Source organism: Solibacillus isronensis (assembly GCF_023715405.1).
Classification (GTDB): domain Bacteria; phylum Bacillota; class Bacilli; order Bacillales_A; family Planococcaceae; genus Solibacillus; species Solibacillus isronensis_B.
Window position 1 is genome coordinate 2,249,384 of sequence record NZ_JAMBOC010000001.1, and the last position, 15,606, is coordinate 2,264,989.

Consider the following 15,606-nt stretch of genomic DNA (forward strand, 5'->3'; position numbering starts at 1 on the left):
GTTATACCTCCGTAAATTCAATGTCTAATTTGTAATGGCCAACTGAATTGCCACCTATGATAAGGTCATATTGCGTTTTAAATTGCCCTGACACTTTTTCGCTTTGTACTACTTCAATGGCTAACTGATGTGTATCGGTAACAAGAGGTAATGAACCGAATGGGCTATCATAATGACCATTCTCGCGTAAGTCCGGATTTAAAGGCAACCGCATGTTCACACCGCCTTTTCGCATAATAAACGAATTCGCTTCATTAAGTTTGATCGTCGTTTGAATTTGCAGATCCTCCTGAACTTCCTCATAGCGCAAATAATGACTGTTCCCTTTTTCTACACAACTGCCTTCAAGCCACATTTCATATTGTTCAAGCTCGCCCTCGGTTGGAATGATTGAGGAAACTAGTTTGATTTTGACTGTTTTCCCGCTCTCGTTCGCCATAGCAGTCAGCTCCTATACATATATTTCTATAACCTTTTTATTATAGGATAAGTAACTATCTTTAAGCAACAACGAACTTAACTTTGCGCTTACTCCTACAATCAACTTGATTTGAACAATTTTTATTTAATTCCACTATTTTTATAGTAATTTTCGTTCAGAACTGTAATGATTAAAGTATAAAGGAGCTTATTATGTTAATTGAAATATTATCTTACTTCTGTATATTATTTACGTTTACACTTTTAATTTATTGGCCATTTATTAACCACTTTAAACAAACACCGTTCATTCATCGCACACGTCCTTATGTAATCGGAGTGAAATTTGGTATAACAGGCCTTGTTTTAACATTCTCGGCAGTTCACCTTACGAATGATTTCATGATGTACATTCAGTACATTCCGGTGTTGTACAGTGGTCTATTAGGAGGGCCATTTGCTATTCTGATCAGTGGTCTGACCATAGGAATCGGACTGTTTTTCCTGCCATATCTGGAATTGGTACCGATGATCCTGAATATTAATTTTCTTGTTCTTGTTCTGACATTGTTCTTTATCACAAGGAAATATAAATTGACCAATAAAAATATATTTTTATTTTTTTGGGCTTGTTTTATTGAAACATTAATTGCATTATTTCTCGGGTTTTGTTTCCATAATAAAAGCTTTGAGTATTTATTGCTTTATGGCATATTTACGATTTTTTCATTTTATTTCATTTACATTGTTATTCGCCAAATCAAACTTGCCAATGATACGGTAAAACAGACGACTCATTTGAAAAAGATCGACTTTTTAACACAGTTGCCGAACAATAAAGAGAATGAAAAGCATATTAAAAACATGATTAAAAAGAAATCCAATTTCAATTTAATGCTCATGGATATTCGGAATTTTAAAATGCTCAATTTGCAGTATGGTTTTTCTACAGGTGATCTTGTTATTAAACAACTTGCCCAACACTTGATGGAATATGCAAATAAGAATGGGGCTTATGTTGGCCGGTTGGGCGGTGAGGAATTTCTTCTCGTTTTAAAGGATGTGCCTCCTGCTGTAGCAATTGTAGAGGCCAATAATCTAATTAATATGATTGCCCAACAGCAGTTCGAAGTATCCAAAGATTTATCTATTCATATTTCCGTAACTGTAGGAATCAGTTCCTATCCTGATAATGGACAAACATCTTTGGAACTCCTGGAAAATGTATTTACAGCAAAACAGCAGGCAAAAACAAAACTATCTTCTTATTTCCATATAAATAATTTAAAATAACGGGTAGTGTTATATTACCAAGGTGGGTGATGCCATGTTTTTTGAGCTGACAATCAACTTTTCGATTCTGTTTTGCTTTACGATTTTAATTTTTTGGCCTTTCATTCAATATGAAGATAACCCTTTCATCCATAAATATAAGTCCATCATCGTCGGTGTGACATTCGGATGTGCCGCCTTTATTTTGACTGCATTGGCTACTCCCTATGCACACGGTATGCTAATAAACAATCGGATTATTTTTGTGCTATTCAGTGGTTTACTTGGGGGACCTGTTTCAATTTTCATTACAGGCTTTATGATTGTAATTAGTCGGTATGTTTTATTGTACACATCAATATTGTCTTTCATTATCATGCTGAATACTTTAGTAGTGAGCGTCGTTGCATGCTATTTTACAATAAAACGTCCCATTACGTTTCAAAATTTACCGATCTATTTTTTCATCATAACAATCGAACACATTATCATCCTACTTATTTATGACCGATTCGAAGTAAATAATCTGTTCTATTTAATACTTTACTTTGTTGTTTCGACCTTCACTTTTTATGCAGTCCGAAAAATATTAATGCAGCTTGACGATAAAAATAAACAAATTAAACAAATCTATGCGCTAAAGAAAACGGATTTGCTTACACAACTGCCTAATAATATTGCGATTGAACAGAAGTTATTGTCTTATGTGAATGCAAAAATACCTTTTGAACTGCTTCATATCGATATTCGCCAGTTTCGCGAATTGAATTATATGTATCACTATAAAGCAGGCGATGAAATACTTGTACAAATCTCTCAACTAATAAAAGACCAGCTTCCGGAAAAGGCACTTATCGGACGAATTGATAGTGATGAGTTTTATGTAGTGCTGCCACAAATGACACCTGCAGAAGCGATTACTTTAGCCTATTCAATTAATAAAACTGTACAGCAGCTTACTTTTGAAAATTATCCATCCTGTCAACTGACTCTTGCGATTGGAATCTGCTCATTTCCGCAAAACGGACAAACTGTTAAAGAGCTTTACCGATTTTCAAATAAAGCCTTATTGAAAGCAAAACATCAGGCAAATGTTCCAATCTGCCATTATAATCAAATTAAACAGCGAAATTAAAAAGGTGTGTTAAAAGTCGAAGTAACTTTTAACGCACCTTTTTCTTATTTACCCATACCTAAGATTTCCACTTTTTAAAATTTATGAATTCAAACACCACAAGAATCCTTTATATCCGTGATTTCCCGTATATATATCAATTACATATCTTTACTGTTACATTCCACTTTTAACATTAGTAAAGGGTATATAATAACAGCATATTTTTTTAGAGGTGTTATTGATGAACAAAAAACGGATAACGTGGGTGGATATTACGAAGGGATTCTTAATGATTCTTGTCGTCATCGGGCATTATCCAGGAGAGCTTGAATTTCCACTCGCAAAGTATATTTATTGGTTTCATATGCCGGCATTTTTCATATTAAGTGGTTTATTCTTTAAGCCGATTTTAGATAAAAAGGAAATAAAGCTGACAATTCACAAGCGTTTCATGCAATTAATCTTCCCTTACCTATTTTTCCTTGTCAGTATTACACTAGTCCGTTATGGAATGGAGATCTTTTCAGGCAATTGGGATATAGAATGGTATCTTAATGACTTATGGACACTTGCCATAGGGGGGCGTTTTATTCGCGGAGCATATGGTGTTTTCTGGTTTGTAACGACATTATTCTTCACATATTTATTATTCATGTGGTTGACAACTTACTTCACTCGGGTGAAACAGTTTATAATTCTAGGACTCTTTTATGTTATCGCACATTTTGAGAGCATCATCGCTATGAAAGTCATCAGCGGCAAGCCCTCTGAAGCAGCGCAATCGATTCCAATGATTTGGAACATCGATGTTGCGATGATGGCAATCGTCTATTTTGCAATCGGATATTATTTCAAAGAATTATGGATGGATATATCAAAACGATGGATGGTTGCGGCCGTATTCCTGAGTGCGACGATGTTGTTGCTTGATCGGTTCAATATCATCGATTATCGACTGAGTATGAAGTTCTTACGGTATGAGCATTTTATATTGGATTTGGTCATTCCCATATCATTTACAATCGTATTAGTAGGTTGCTTCCAGTTGCTTGCAGCAAAACTATCGCTCAATTGGCTGCAGAAAATAGAAAATCACTCGCTTACCATTATGTATTTGCATATATTTGCAGATATTATTTTAAATGATTATTTGACGTACGGGCTTATTGGTTACACAACGATTGGGATATTCATTCCTATCATTGTTTCAATTTTAATAAAAAAGTGGTTACCGAACGGGACAATACTGCTTGGTGGGTTTTCAATCCAGAAAAAAAGGACCCCTATATCGACGTAAAAAGCTGGACCTCATCTCACGAGGTCCAGCTTTTTATATATTTCATTTTATTTTGAGAGAAGCCTATCGACCCAAACTTTATATCCTTTCCCATTTAAATGGAGCCCATCTCCTGTATATTGCTTATCCAGTTGCCCGTTTTTATCAGTAAAACTTGAGTGCAGATCGATATACTCAATTCCTTTATCTTCCGCGATCTGTTGCAAAATAATATTAAACCGCTTCACCTGATCATTTGTCACTTCATTTCCGAACAACCCATTATTCACAGGCAGGATTGATTGTATCGCGAGTTTTGTATCTTTTCCTTCAAACGAATTCACGATTTTCTCGACATTACGTTTATATACTTCGTCTTCTGTTTTGTAACGGAGATCATTGACACCGATCATTAAATAAGCCTCTTTTGGGTTGCGGTCCACTACTTCCTGAATACGGTTTAATACCCCTCCTGTCCAATCATTCCGAATTCCTCGATTCAGCACAACTTCATCGGGAAAGTATTCCTGGAATTCTCCATAATCGGAAATACTGTCACCTATGAACACTTTATCAATATTACTACTTGATGACTGTTCAAAGACACTTTTTTTCGTAAAGTAATAGGCGGAATCCGTTTTGGGAGAAGGCGTTGACTGCATTTTTGCTTTAATAAATTCTAATCCGCCGATATTTTTCACCACATAACTTCCTGTTCCTAATAACAGTACATTGAAGATCAATGAAATAATTAATATAAAATAACCCTTTTCCAACATAAACACTCCTATTTCTAACTTGGCTCTGAGTAGCCGAACAAAATGCAAAGTTCTCCACATAATGTTACAGCGCCTTATTACCCTTCCTTCTGAAGCTCGCTCTGGCAGTTGCCCCCCGTAAATAATGCAACGCCCTATGTATTATTTTCAGTTTTATTAAAAATATATATGCACCCTTATTAGCGGGATACTTTGAAATACCCGAATCAACGGAAGCACTTATCATGCGGCATCATACTATTCTTTACCCTGTAAATATCGAACTGTAACATGGTACATTTTTTCAAACTTACAGTATTTGTCTAAATGAAACCTCTACAAAAAAAAGATACTCCGTCGAGTACCTTTAAATTAACATTAGCGGTTAAGCTTGAGTATTAACTTCTTTCAATGCTTCAAGCCATACTTTATCAACCATAATATCACCTCCCATCTACCTACAATTGTAAGCATATATAAAATGAGACATAATACGATTTTGATAATAAAAAGCCACAACCGATTGGAATATCACTTTACTTCTTCTATAGAAACAATGTGGTTTGTAAATATTAATTCTGACTGCTCTTCTTTTCCATCATTTAACACGAATCTTATAAAACCATAATGAAAGTAACCGTCATCTTGTAAATACATTTCTTCAAATTCCTTAAGACTGGCTTTCATCTCTATCTTTTCACCATTACTTAAACGTAAAATTAAACTCATAACTATACCTCCCGTCCACACTAATCATAATGTGTATGGAAATAATTGTCACTACTATATTTCTAATAATAAAAAGCCGCCAGCAATCGCCAACGACTTTGATATGATATTTATTTGTGTAAATTATGAACCTAACCCCCTGCTATTTCACCCAGCCTAAAATCATTTCGCGAATTAATTTTGCAGCAGTATTCACTGTAATTTCTGAGTGATCATAAATTGGTGCCACTTCAACTAGGTCAAAGCCAACAACATTTACTTCAGAGCGTGCGATTTCATGAATTGATGCCAATAGTTCCTTAGGTGTAATACCACCAGCATCAACAGTGCCTGTCCCAGGTGCATGTGCAGGGTCCAGTACGTCAATGTCGATCGTTACATAAACATTGCGTCCTTTTAATGTAGGCAGCACTTGCTTTAACGGCTCGAATACTTCAAATAATGAAATGTGCATGCCGTTTTCTTTTGCCCATTGCAGCTCTTCTTTTAAGCCAGAACGAATTCCGAATGAATAAACATTTTCAGGTCCGATTGTATCCGCGATTTTACGAATCGGTGTTGCGTGAGAGTATTGCTCCCCTTCATAATCTGTACGTAAATCTGTATGTGCATCAAAATGAATGATCGCTAAATCTGCATACTTTTCATAGACAGCTTCCATAACCGGCAGTGATACTAAATGCTCCCCGCCCATCCCTACTGGAATTTTATCATCTGCCAGTACTTGGCGGACAAACGTCTTAATTTCTGCTAATGATTTTTCCGGATTACCGAAAGGCAATGGAATATCTCCCGCATCAAAAAAAGGTACATCTGCCAGCTCACGGTCCAAATAAAAGCTATATTCCTCTAAACCAACCGATACTTCACGAATTCGGGCCGGACCAAAACGTTGGCCGGGACGGTAACTTACTGTCCAGTCCATTGGCATGCCGTATAAAACAGCTTTACTTTCTTCATAGTTTTGGTGGCTTTTAATAAACATATTCCCTGCATAAGTTTCATCAAATCTCATTTACATTCACCCATACCTTTCTCTATTTTAAATTGTGTATTTTAAATCGATTTCTTAATTTAGAATGCATAGCGATAGAAGAAGTTGCTCATACTAAATCTAACATATGAAACTTTTGTTTCGCTATTTTCGTATAATTAAGTGCAACTGACATAATTCGACATTATGGATTACTTTTGTAATAGCTGCAATCACGTAATATACGCTACGAAAAAGTATAGTTGTTTTCATTAAAAGTGCAATAGAATTTTCATTACTTTTTGTAATTCGTTAAATTTATTTTGCTCTCAATTAAATAAGAAATGAGGTGGAAAAACTTGAAAAGACAGCAATTTAAAAAACGAAAAAAGCGAAAAAATTTCGCAAAAAAAATCGGACTCTTTATGATTGCCCTTTTATGTTTTTTCGCTGTTATGTTCCTTTCATTACGTATATATGCACAAGTTGCCGGAGCACCGCCACTTACCGTTCCGAAAGCTTCAATTTTTTTAGATAGCAATCATAATCAGATAGGTGACTATTTTACAAAGGAGCGTCGTTACTGGACAGACCTTGATGAAATTTCGCCTTACCTAATTGATGCTACTGTTGCGGTAGAAGATAAAGATTTCTTCGAGCACAGCGGTTTTGACTTTTCCCGGATTGCAGGTGCCGTTTTGGCGGATATTAAAGCCGGCAGTAAAGTGCAAGGTGCCAGTACGCTGACACAGCAATATGCACGAAATCTATATTTAACCCATGAAAAAACTTGGAACCGGAAATTAAACGAAGCCCTTTTTGCATATCGATTGGAGTTATTTTACTCAAAAGAAGAAATTTTAGAAGGCTATTTAAATACGGTTTATTACGGACACGGAATGTACGGGGCCGAAGCAGCAAGCCGTTACTTCTACGGCAAATCCGCAAAGGATCTGACATTGGCCGAAGCTTCAATGCTTGCAGGCGTGCCAAAAGGACCGACGTATTATTCGCCGCTTAATAACTTGGAAAAGGCGACAAATCGTCAGCAAGTAATTTTGCGGTTAATGAATGATCAGGGGAAAATTACAGACGATGAAAAAACCCGTGCCACTTCTGAGCAGGTTGCCCTAAAAAGCGATGAGTGGATTGCGACAAAATCAATTGCTCCTTACTTCCTGGATGTTGTATGGGAAGAAGCAAGCGATATTTTAGAAGAAAAAAACCTGAGTATTAGTGAAGGTGGCTGGACGATTCAAACTACACTCAACCAGGCACATCAACGCGCGGCGGAAAATGCGATCAAAACGAATATGCCAAACAGTGAATTGCAAGTTGGCTTTGTAAGTATGGAAGCTGATACAGGTTTTGTTACAGCACTTGTCGGCGGTCGTGATTACAGTGTAAGTTCGTTTAACCGTGTTGCGTTAGGTAACCGTCAGCCGGGTTCTGCCATCAAGCCGATACTGTATGCGGCAGCACTGGAAAAGGATTTCAATCCGATGTCCTTCCTGGATGTAAGTGAAACAACTTTTACGTATGATAGTGGACGAGCAACTTATACACCGCAAAACGTTAATAAAAAATATGCTGATCACGAACTTTCCATGGCGCAGGCATTGGCGATTTCCGATAATATTTATGCTGTTAAAGCACTGGAAAACATCGGCTACCGATCTTTCCGCGATGTTCAGAAACGTTTCGGGCTAAACTATTCCGAAAAAGATGTACCATCCATTGCACTCGGAACAGCAGAAAACTCGTTGTATGATTTAACAAATGCCTATAACATCATTGCTGCGGGCGGAGAGAAACGACAACCGACTACTGTATTGTCCATTACCGATGCAAAAGGAAAAGTCGTTTACAAATATAAGAAACCTGAAGAAGAACAAGTCATTTCCGAACAGGATGCTTTCATTTTAACGCAAATGATGACAGGTATGTTCGATCCTGTATTCAGTGATTACTCTCCGGCAACCGGGTTATCATTGCGTTCACGTATGAGTCACACATATGCAGCCAAATCAGGAACGACAAACAGTGACCAATGGATGATCGGTTTTACACCGAGTTTAACTGCAGGTGTATGGAATGGCTATGACCAAGGTAAAACTTTATCTGTTCAGGCAGATATGGCCGCATCTAAGCAAGTGTGGATTGATTTTATGGAAACAGCACTTGATGGAAAGGCGAACGAAACATTTACAATGCCAAGCGGTGTAGAGCCTGTGACTGTCGATATTCGTACAGGTAAACTGGCGCATGAGTCATGCTCAAGCCAGCGCATTATTTACATGAAAACAGAAGATATACCAAAAGAATCTTGTGCATCATTTGATCTCTTCAATCAGGATTCTTGGGGAAATTTCTTTGAATCATTGCCTTTTGAAGCATTGCGCAACTTTTGGGAATAAATTTAATTAAAAAAGCTCTTTCGTATCCGGTTCTAGTCCGTGACACGAAAGAGCTTTTCTATTTGTGGTGAATGAAAGGTTGAGAACCATGGGGCATTCGGCTTGGGAAGGTTCAAATGCCGCATACTGCTCAACCTGTTTCATTTCCCACATGTCCTAGCCTACTATTTCGCAAGCTTTAAATTCAGTTTACTTTCTTTTAGAACCAGTTTCAACCATGGATTTTTGTAGTTTTTGAAATGTCACATATTGTTCACTGAATTGCGTAATATTTCTAATAAAATATAGATTCCGTTAAATATTGCAGTATTATGCCAAGTCCTGTTTTAATTTTTCTTCACTGTTGTTCCACATTTCTTCATTGTGGCTTTTCAGGAAGTCAGCCAGTATTTTCTTTGATGGCGCATCCATATGGTCCACAATTATGTGGCGCTTCATCGATTTATCCATTCTGTTTACATGTTCTGCCAAGATTTTGTAGCCACGACGTTTTTCACGGTTTACGACCATTTCACAAGCCGTTACCCCCGCAAAATAAGCACCTGACTCTTTATGGTCAATTGTAACCCATACGAGCCAGTAATCTTTTCCGCCTGCTGAGTCTTCACGGTTCATCGTAAACTTAATGCCGCGCTCTACTTCACTTTTCGCATGCATTGCTCCGATATCAACAATTGCTGTTCCTTCCGTGACATCGACAATGACCGGTGAAACGTTTTCCAAAGAAAGTGAACCAATACCGAATCCTTTATGCCCATCGGTAGGATCATTTTTTATTATTGTAAAACCCATTTTCGGTTTCGATTTTTCTTCATTTGCCATTGTAAATCCCTCCAAATACGCTAATATAAATACTATACACTATATTTTAACTAGGAGGCGACAATATGCCAATCGTTACAATTAAAATGGTTGAGGGCCGCACAGATGAACAAAAACGCGCGCTCGTTGAAGAAGTTACACAAGCTGTTTCTAAAACAGTTGACGCACCAGTAGAAAATGTATCAATTATTATTGAAGAAATGTCTAAAAACCACTTCGCAAAAGGTGGCGTACGCTATAGCGATCAATAATGGTTGAGTAGCGTGAATTTCAGTTAATTAATAAATATGAAACACCTCAATCTTCCCTATGGAAAATGAGGTGTTTTTAATTTTGCGGGTATTGATTTCTGTAACTTAGCGGGCTTTTTCCGGCTATGTGCCGGCCATCCTGCTTACATTATACTTCCTCAATAAGCTGCTTAATTTCATTACGCAACGTGGCCGGGATCCGCTCGTCTGTAAATAGCTCTTCCGGATAATACACTTTATGGTCCACCTTGATACGACCGGCAATTGCTTCAACAATTTGACTTTCTTCCGATAGTTCACGCTGCATCCCGTCCTGCATAAGTAAATAAATCGGCTTCTTCGTCCCTTCAATACCAGGGCGGTAAAAATCATACGGTAAATCTGATGTAGAATCATGTACTAAATAATATTCCGGGTCAATGCCCGCCTGTAAAAATAGTCGTTGCAGCTGTGCATATACTTCCGGCTGCTTGTAAGGATTCAAATTCGTATATTGGAACAGTTTCCGGTTGACGAATCTTCGGCATAGATCCCGTAAAATCTCATCATCTTCTTCCATCCAAAATTGGAAATACGCCATCATGATGTTTTCATCAAGTGCAATATAGTCTTCCAATGTAACATTCCCTCTGAAAAAAGATACGAAAGGCGTCGGTTCATATTTAAATGGATAATCATTTTTGCACAGCACTTTTACCCGTTTCAAAATATGGTTCAGCACGACTTCCGCACTTCTTGATACCGGGTGAAAATATATTTGCAAATACATTTGGTAGCGGCTCATGATGTAGTGCTCGACCGCATGCATTCCGCTTTCTTTTATAACAACTCCATTATCGCGCGGACGCATAACACGCATGATGCGCTCCATATCAAAATGTCCGTAGCTGACGCCTGTGTAATACGCATCGCGTTGCAGGTAATCCATACGGTCAGCATCGATCTGACTGGAAATCAGGCTGACAACCAATTCATTTGGATACGTTTTTTCAATTACTTGTGCAACCTTTTCAGGGAAGTCATCCGCCACTCGACGGAGTACGGCATTTACCTCTGTATCCCCCAGCAGAATTTGACGTGTAAAATATTCATGGTCTGTTTCAAATACATTCTCAAATGCATGGGAGAACGGACCGTGCCCTAAATCATGCAGTAATGCGGCACATAATACGAGTAACCGCTCAGACTCATCCCATTCTTTTCTTCCTTTAAATACATCATCCACAATACGACGGACAATTTCATATACTCCTAATGAGTGATTGAATCGGCTATGTTCAGCTCCGTGGAACACTAAATACGTCGTACCAAGCTGCTTGATACGGCGCAGTCTTTGAAATTCTCTTGTTTTGACCAAATCCCAGATGACTTGATCCCGAACGTGAATATAGCGATGGACAGGGTCTTTAAAAACTTTTTCCTCTTGCAGTTTTGTTTTTGCATATGTCATCAACATAGCCCACCTCCTTATCTCTTAACATCATTATAAGTGAGTTGTCATTGAAATAGAAATGAATCCGCCGAAAACGCAAAAAGGACGTGTTCTGAATATATTTCAGAACGCGTCCTTTTTACGCTGTTACTTTTTCAATTTGTCCAGTACCTTTACCATTAACTCCTCTTCAGTTAATGCGGCGACTGGTCGGTTATTTACAAATGTAAATGTTTTTTTGCGGCCTGGGCCACAGTATGAATGACAGCCAATTTCAATCGTTGCTTCTGGATCAATTTCCTTTAATTTTGGAATTAACGTCTTTAAATTAACGGCCTGACATTCATCGCAAACGTGGAATAAGTTTGCCATAGTGTCAACACCTCTCTATGAGCTATTTTCGCTGTTTTAACCTATTTGCTATTGTATCTCATTTTGCTTATTTCATTCAAGCATTATCCTAGCAATTCCGGTCAAAGTTCTGCTAGGAACATATTTCTCATCATTCTAGCAACAATTTACGATATATTGAATAAATGTTTTCCCCTTTGGACATGATAGATTTACAACAACAAAACTATTATTAATCAGGGGGAGTTTTTGATGACAAAAACAAGACAAGATGCATGGGTGAAAGAGAATGATGAGCTGTTAGCAGAGGCTGTTTTACGCCATGTAAAAGAAGGAAGTACACAATTAAATGCATTTGAAGAAGCTGGGGATTTACTGAATCGAACAGCAGCAGCTTGCGGATTTCGCTGGAATGCCGTAGTCCGACGTATTTATGAAGAAGATTTGGCACAAGCAAAAAAAGAACGTAAAGAACGTATGCGCATGATGAATACGGCTACAAAACGCAGAACAACACCAGTATACTTACTGCCGTCAAATGAAAATCAGCCAACATCGATACCATTATCGGCATTATCACTCGATATCGTCATTGCATACTTAGTACAACTGCAGCATTCGAATTCAAATGAGCAGGATTTATTGAAATGGCGCAAATTGACATCACTATTAACGGAACAGAAAAACCAGCTCGAGCAACAGCTTGCAGCACTGCAAAAAGAGAATAAAGCGATTAAAGAAGATTACGAGCAGTTTGTTTCTATTATGAACCGCGCAAGACGACTTGTAGCACTAGAAACAGATACTGAGGCCACGCCAACATTCAAAATGGAGCGTAACGGCAACTTGATTTCCCAAACATCGTTAAATGATTCAGGCGAAGCGCTATATTAGCACCTCGCCTGCTTTTTATTTAATTATTTACTTAGCATTGATTCATTGCGCTTGAACACGCGGTCTAAATAGAAGTTGTACAATTCCATTTCCTCTTGCTGCAATGGCAGTTCAAATAGCTGGCCATTCTTTTGCTTCAATAGATTGCGAAGTCTTTCATTCACTTCAAATACTGTCAGGTTTTGCCCTGTCAGTTGTTGAAGTGAAGCCATGACTTCCGGCTTGATATCCGGATACTCGAATTTCGTTTTCTCGCCTTGCAGACCACTTTCATAAAAATGTTTAATCAGTTCCGCGCGTTCACTGCCGCTGCCTTCAACACATAAATAAATCTGAACAGCAATCCCGTTTTTCATGCGACGCTGTGAAATACCGGCAAACTTTTGACCACCTATACTTAAATCATATGAACCTGGACAATATGAACCAACAATTTCATATGCTTCTATTTTGGTTGCAATTTCAGGGAATAACTGACGAATCAATGCAACCATCATTTCAAATGCATTATTAATACTTAGAGGCTTGTCCTCATTTAATACAATTGAAATATTTAAAACCCCTGCATCCAATACGACAGCCAGTCCTCCAGAATTGCGGACAATCGGCTCATAACCACTGTTCTTCAATGTTTCCATTCCTTGCTCTATATAAGGTAAGCGATGATCTTGAATTCCGAGAACTACTGCATCATGATGGACCCAAGTTCGTATTGTCGAATTGGTCATTTTCTGACCGACTAGATGACATAGTGTATCATCCATTGCAAAGGACTCTAATGGCGAGCGTTTATTCGCGCTGATCGACTGATCGATAAAACGCCACACTGTTTGCTGCAAAATATCATTCATATTTTATACTCCTAGCCTAATTTTTCCTCACTTTAGCATACCGTATTTTAAAGTCATGTCAAATTGGTGAATTGACGGAATTTACGGTTTTGAAATGATATTTTTTCCTGAAACTATGCTACACTACTTGTGAATCATTTTCATTTACAAGGAGTGTTTGAACAGATGAATGAAGCAGCAATTACATTAGACGGCTGGTACGCATTACATGAATTCCGCTCAATGGACTGGGCATCATGGAAATTGGTTTCGGCCGAAGAACGCGAAGCCGCTACAAAAGAATTTATCGCATTTTTAGAAGACTTAAATAAAGATACAGGTTCGAATGCTTTTTACTCAATTATTGGCCAAAAAGCGGATTTCATGATTATGACTTTACGTGAAACACCTGAAGAACTAAATGAAATCGAAACAAAATTCGCGAAATTGGCGATTGCCGATTTTACAATTCCAACGTATTCTTACGTTTCTGTAGTCGAATTATCGAACTATTTAGCTGGTAAGTCAGATGAAGATCCATATCAAAACCCGCATGTTCGTGCGCGTTTATATCCTGAACTGCCAAAATCAAAATACGTATGCTTCTATCCAATGGATAAAAAACGTGAAGGCAATGACAACTGGTACATGCTTTCAATGGAAGATCGTAAAAAATTGATGTATGACCACGGTCTAATCGGCCGCAGCTATGCAGGTAAAATCAAACAAATTATAACTGGTTCTGTCGGCTTAGACGATCATGAGTGGGGCGTTACATTATTCTCTGATGATATGCTTCAATTCAAGAAAATCGTTTATGAAATGCGCTTTGATGAAGTTTCAGCTCGTTACGGCGAATTCGGTGAGTTCCTAGTAGGAAACCTGCTGGACAATGAAAAACTAGAAAAACTGTTAGCAATTTAATGTCTTAACCCGTTCCCCCACTTGATGTTTGGCTTAACCAATTTCAAAAGTGTGGAACGGGTTTTTTTTTCCTGAAACGTAAAAGATGAGCCGATTTATTTCGGCTCATCTTTTACGTTTGATTCATCCTGCAACTTTAAAATTATAATGATTGTATTAATGAAGAAACCGATGATGATTAGAAGAACCAATAAATACCAATGAATCGGCTGTTCATAAAATATTGCAACCGCAAAAGACAATAATGCGCTAATTATTATGCCTAACCAAACTCCTATTTTCATGATGTTCCACTCCTGCGCTTTTCGTCAACACCGGCAACAATCTCTTATTTATTTACTTTATCTTTCCCAATACATTGAAATTTATTACATATATCCGAACTAATTAACCTATAGTATGTCGCCTGTTCAAAAAACAACACTGTTTTTGGTGTTCAACTTTTTTATTTATGCATATACTAAGTCGAAAAAGGAGGTCACATCGAACGCCTAAACTTCAAATAAAAGGTTTACATGCCGCCCTTCTTTCTTCGGTTACAGTGCGGCAGAAGGTGAAGCAAGTGTCCTGCTTATTGTGAACACAGAGAAACAGCAGCCATTTCTTCGTTTACTGTTTCTTGCGCCGATGACTGCAGTATATTAAATTTCTTTATGAAAGGATGCAAAATTGACTTATTATTGGACGTCTCCAATGCAACAAATGAATCCTGCGACGGTTCCGATGACTTCGGGTATACCAGGTATGCAAGGAGTAGGCTTTCCACGTGAGGAATCCTATATCGAGAATATTTTACGATTAAACAGAGGTAAACCAGGTACGTTTTATTTTTCATTTGATAATGCGGTAGCTGGCAGTAATACACGGGCGGTCCGTGGGGTTGTGGAAGCAGCCGGCCGTGACCATGTAATTTTACGTGATTTAAAAAATAACCACCGCTTCCTGTTCCCGATGATTTACTTTGACTATGCGGAATTCGATGAAGAATTAAGTTACTTTACACAGCAACCTTAAATAAGTAAGGCGCCTTTTTTAAGCGCCTTTTTTTTGTTGCAGAAAAGCAGCAGACATAACTCAAAAACGTCATTTTTCTCAGGAGAAAAATGACGTTTTTTGCTGTAAATAAAAATATTAGCTTCT

At 37.8% G+C, this 15,606-nt stretch carries 18 protein-coding genes; 8 read left to right on the forward strand and 10 right to left on the reverse strand.

Translation table 11 applies throughout. The features are described 5' to 3' along the window. Position 1 precedes the first annotated feature (1 nt). The gene (locus M3166_RS11165; protein WP_251689887.1) at positions 2 to 439 is read right to left on the reverse strand and encodes a DUF1934 domain-containing protein; all 438 of its coding nucleotides are present in this window, start codon (positions 437 to 439) and stop codon (positions 2 to 4) included. Positions 440 to 633: 194 nt separating this feature from the next. Between M3166_RS11165 and M3166_RS11170 the strand changes: the two genes are divergently transcribed. The 3 genes from M3166_RS11170 to M3166_RS11180 all read left to right on the forward strand — a co-directional run bounded on the left by M3166_RS11170 (position 634) and on the right by M3166_RS11180 (position 4,106). Further along, positions 634 to 1,713, forward strand: coding sequence for a GGDEF domain-containing protein (locus M3166_RS11170; RefSeq protein WP_251689888.1), 1,080 nt, complete (start codon positions 634 to 636; stop codon positions 1,711 to 1,713). 34 nt (positions 1,714 to 1,747) lie between these two features. Further along, positions 1,748 to 2,827, forward strand: coding sequence for a diguanylate cyclase (locus M3166_RS11175; protein WP_251689889.1), 1,080 nt, complete (start codon positions 1,748 to 1,750; stop codon positions 2,825 to 2,827). 223 nt (positions 2,828 to 3,050) lie between these two features. Further along, complete coding sequence (locus M3166_RS11180; RefSeq protein WP_251689890.1) at positions 3,051 to 4,106, forward strand: acyltransferase family protein; 1,056 nt, start codon at positions 3,051 to 3,053, stop codon at positions 4,104 to 4,106. A 47-nt stretch (positions 4,107 to 4,153) separates the two neighbouring features. Here the strand turns inward: M3166_RS11180 and M3166_RS11185 are convergent, their stop codons facing one another. From M3166_RS11185 to speB, 3 genes are all read right to left on the reverse strand, one after another. Next, positions 4,154 to 4,864 (reverse strand): GDSL-type esterase/lipase family protein, encoded by a 711-nt coding sequence (locus M3166_RS11185; protein ID WP_251689891.1) that lies wholly within the window; start codon positions 4,862 to 4,864, stop codon positions 4,154 to 4,156. Between the two features lie 510 nt (positions 4,865 to 5,374). Next, positions 5,375 to 5,572, reverse strand: a complete 198-nt coding sequence (locus M3166_RS11190) for a hypothetical protein (protein ID WP_251689892.1) — start codon at positions 5,570 to 5,572, stop codon at positions 5,375 to 5,377. A 142-nt stretch (positions 5,573 to 5,714) separates the two neighbouring features. Next, complete coding sequence (gene speB, locus M3166_RS11195) at positions 5,715 to 6,587, reverse strand: agmatinase (RefSeq protein ID WP_251689893.1); 873 nt, start codon at positions 6,585 to 6,587, stop codon at positions 5,715 to 5,717. Positions 6,588 to 6,904: 317 nt separating this feature from the next. Between speB and M3166_RS11200 the strand changes: the two genes are divergently transcribed. Beyond that, entirely contained in the window at positions 6,905 to 8,962 is a 2,058-nt protein-coding gene (locus M3166_RS11200; RefSeq protein ID WP_251689894.1) for a transglycosylase domain-containing protein, read from the forward strand. Positions 8,963 to 8,968: 6 nt separating this feature from the next. On the opposite strand, the gene M3166_RS11205 is transcribed toward M3166_RS11200, so the two are convergent. Both M3166_RS11205 and M3166_RS11210 read right to left on the reverse strand, forming a co-directional pair. Continuing rightward, positions 8,969 to 9,115 (reverse strand): hypothetical protein, encoded by a 147-nt coding sequence (locus M3166_RS11205; RefSeq protein WP_251689895.1) that lies wholly within the window; start codon positions 9,113 to 9,115, stop codon positions 8,969 to 8,971. Between the two features lie 156 nt (positions 9,116 to 9,271). Further along, positions 9,272 to 9,784, reverse strand: a complete 513-nt coding sequence (locus M3166_RS11210; RefSeq protein ID WP_251689896.1) for a YwhD family protein — start codon at positions 9,782 to 9,784, stop codon at positions 9,272 to 9,274. A 65-nt stretch (positions 9,785 to 9,849) separates the two neighbouring features. On the opposite strand from M3166_RS11210, the gene M3166_RS11215 reads away from it, so the two are divergent. Beyond that, entirely contained in the window at positions 9,850 to 10,035 is a 186-nt protein-coding gene (locus tag M3166_RS11215) for a 2-hydroxymuconate tautomerase (RefSeq protein WP_079524602.1), read from the forward strand. Positions 10,036 to 10,183: 148 nt separating this feature from the next. On the opposite strand, the gene M3166_RS11220 is transcribed toward M3166_RS11215, so the two are convergent. Both M3166_RS11220 and M3166_RS11225 read right to left on the reverse strand, forming a co-directional pair. Next, the gene (locus tag M3166_RS11220; protein ID WP_251689897.1) at positions 10,184 to 11,491 is read right to left on the reverse strand and encodes an HD domain-containing protein; all 1,308 of its coding nucleotides are present in this window, start codon (positions 11,489 to 11,491) and stop codon (positions 10,184 to 10,186) included. A 123-nt stretch (positions 11,492 to 11,614) separates the two neighbouring features. Continuing rightward, positions 11,615 to 11,839 (reverse strand): DUF1450 domain-containing protein, encoded by a 225-nt coding sequence (locus tag M3166_RS11225; protein ID WP_008404549.1) that lies wholly within the window; start codon positions 11,837 to 11,839, stop codon positions 11,615 to 11,617. A 231-nt stretch (positions 11,840 to 12,070) separates the two neighbouring features. Here M3166_RS11225 and M3166_RS11230 point away from each other — a divergent pair, with 231 nt between their 5' ends. After that, positions 12,071 to 12,712 carry an RsfA family transcriptional regulator gene (locus tag M3166_RS11230; protein WP_251689898.1) on the forward strand — a complete coding sequence of 214 codons (642 nt, stop codon included), beginning with the start codon at positions 12,071 to 12,073 and terminating at the stop codon, positions 12,710 to 12,712. Between the two features lie 23 nt (positions 12,713 to 12,735). Here M3166_RS11230 and M3166_RS11235 read toward each other — a convergent pair whose 3' ends face one another. After that, a complete protein-coding gene (locus tag M3166_RS11235) occupies positions 12,736 to 13,563 on the reverse strand; it encodes a lipoate--protein ligase family protein (RefSeq protein WP_251689899.1) in 828 nt (275 codons plus the stop codon). A 165-nt stretch (positions 13,564 to 13,728) separates the two neighbouring features. On the opposite strand from M3166_RS11235, the gene hemQ reads away from it, so the two are divergent. Then, a complete protein-coding gene (gene hemQ / locus M3166_RS11240; RefSeq protein WP_251689900.1) occupies positions 13,729 to 14,466 on the forward strand; it encodes a hydrogen peroxide-dependent heme synthase in 738 nt (245 codons plus the stop codon). 95 nt (positions 14,467 to 14,561) lie between these two features. On the opposite strand, the gene M3166_RS11245 is transcribed toward hemQ, so the two are convergent. After that, positions 14,562 to 14,750, reverse strand: coding sequence for a hypothetical protein (locus tag M3166_RS11245; RefSeq protein ID WP_008404557.1), 189 nt, complete (start codon positions 14,748 to 14,750; stop codon positions 14,562 to 14,564). Between the two features lie 409 nt (positions 14,751 to 15,159). On the opposite strand from M3166_RS11245, the gene gerQ reads away from it, so the two are divergent. After that, complete coding sequence (gerQ, locus tag M3166_RS11250; protein WP_251689901.1) at positions 15,160 to 15,480, forward strand: spore coat protein GerQ; 321 nt, start codon at positions 15,160 to 15,162, stop codon at positions 15,478 to 15,480. Positions 15,481 to 15,606: the final 126 nt, after the last annotated feature.